The organism is Streptomyces chilikensis, assembly GCF_001642695.1.
Lineage (GTDB): Bacteria > Actinomycetota > Actinomycetes > Streptomycetales > Streptomycetaceae > Streptomyces > Streptomyces chilikensis.
In genome coordinates this window covers 612,195-614,086 of record NZ_LWCC02000005.1, presented here as the reverse complement: position 1 = coordinate 614,086, position 1,892 = coordinate 612,195, and the positions used below count along the sequence as shown (strand labels likewise).

1 pseudogene is annotated in these 1,892 nt (G+C 71.7%); it reads right to left on the bottom strand.

From position 1 onward, the window contains the following. Positions 1–1,892, bottom strand: a pseudogene (locus A2U95_RS31965) (type I polyketide synthase); the annotation flags it as partial.

The following is a 1,892-nucleotide window of genomic DNA, read 5'->3' as shown; positions in this document are numbered from 1 at the left end:
CGAGGTGGCGGATGCCGTCGGCGAAGCGGACGGCCTGGCGGACGTGGTTCACCCAGTAGTCCGCGGTCAGCAGTTCCTCCCCGGCCGTCTGGCCGGTGAGGTTGGAGACGACCGGAATACGCGGGGCGTGGAAGGTGACCGTCTGCAGGAGAGCGCGGAACTCCTCCAGCATGGGTTCCATGCGCGGGGAGTGGAACGCGTGGCTGACCCGCAGCCGCTTCGATTTCGCGAAAAGCTTCGCGATCGTGGTGGCCTCGTCCTCGTCCCCGGAGATCACCACCGAGGTGGGGCCGTTGAGGGCGGCGATGGACACATTCTCGGTGAGCAAGGGCAGGACCTCGTCCTCGGTCGCCTGCACCGCGACCATAGCCCCGCCCTCCGGCAGGGCCTGCATGAGCCGCCCACGGGCGGCGACGAGCGCGGCAGCATCCTCCAGCGACCAGACGCCGGCGACGTGTGCGGCGGCGAGCTCGCCGATGGAGTGGCCGAGCAGGTAGTCGGGGGTAACACCCCAGTGCTCCATCAGCCGGAACAGCGCCACCTCGACCGCGAACAGAGCTGCCTGCGTGTAGACGGTCCGGTCCAGCAGACCGGACTCGTCCGCGAAGACAACGTCCTTGACCGGCCGGTCCAGGTGCTTGTCCAGCTCCGCGCACACGGCGTCGAACGCCTCGGCGAACACCGGGAACGCCGCATACAGCTCACGCCCCATCCCGGCCCGCTGCGAGCCCTGACCGGAGAACAGGAACGCCGAACGCCCGCCCCCGACCATGCCGGATACGACACCCACGGCCGAACGGCCCTTCGCGACCGCGCGCAGCAGTTCCTCGCGGTCCTCGCCGAAGACCACCGCACGGTGATCGAACTGGGTGCGGGTCGACACCAGGGACCAGCCCACGTCCACCGGCGAGACCCCACCCGTGGCCAGCGGCAGCAGCCGCTCCGCCTGACCACCAGGGACCAGCCCACGTCCACCGGCGAGACCCCACCCGTGGCCAGCGGCAGCAGCCGCTCCGCCTGACCCGCCAGGACCTCCGGCGACTTCGCCGACAACACCCACGGCACCACCGGCAGCACGACCTCCGGCTCACCGGAAGTCTCCTGCTCCGGCTCGGCCGACTCGAGGATGACGTGTGCATTGGTCCCGCTGATGCCGAACGACGACACACCCGCCCGGCGCGGCCGGTCACCGCTCTCGGGCCACTCCCGCGCCTCCGTCAGCAGCTCCACCGCGCCGGCCGACCAGTCCACCTTCGACGACGGCTCACCGGCATGGAGGGTGGGCGGCAGGACGCCGTGGCGCATGGCCATGACCATCTTGATGATCCCGGCGACACCCGCGGCGGCCTGCGTGTGCCCGATGTTGGACTTCAGCGAGCCCAGCCACAGCGGCCGCCCGTCCGCGGGGCGGTCCTGGCCGTAGGTGGCCAGAAGTGCCTGCGCCTCGATGGGGTCACCCAACTTCGTACCGGTGCCGTGGGCTTCCACCGCGTCCACGTCGGCGCCGGTCAGGCCCGCGTTGGCCAGCGCCGCGCGGATGACGCGCTGCTGGGCGGGGCCGTTGGGGGCGGTCAGCCCGTTGCTGGCGCCGTCCTGGTTGACGGCGGTGCCACGCACCACCGCCAGCACCCGGTGGCCGTTGCGGCGCGCGTCCGACAGCCGCTCCACCAGGAGCATGCCGACGCCTTCGCCCCAGCCGGTGCCGTCCGCGTCGTCGGAGAACGACTTGCAACGACCGTCCGCGGCCAGACCACCCTGGCGGGAGAACTCCACGAAGCCGGCGGGTGTCGCCATCACCGTGACACCGCCGGCCAGAGCCAGGTCGCACTCGCCGGAGCGCAGCGCCTGCGCCGCCAGGTGCAGGGCGACCAGCGACGACGAGCACGCCGTGT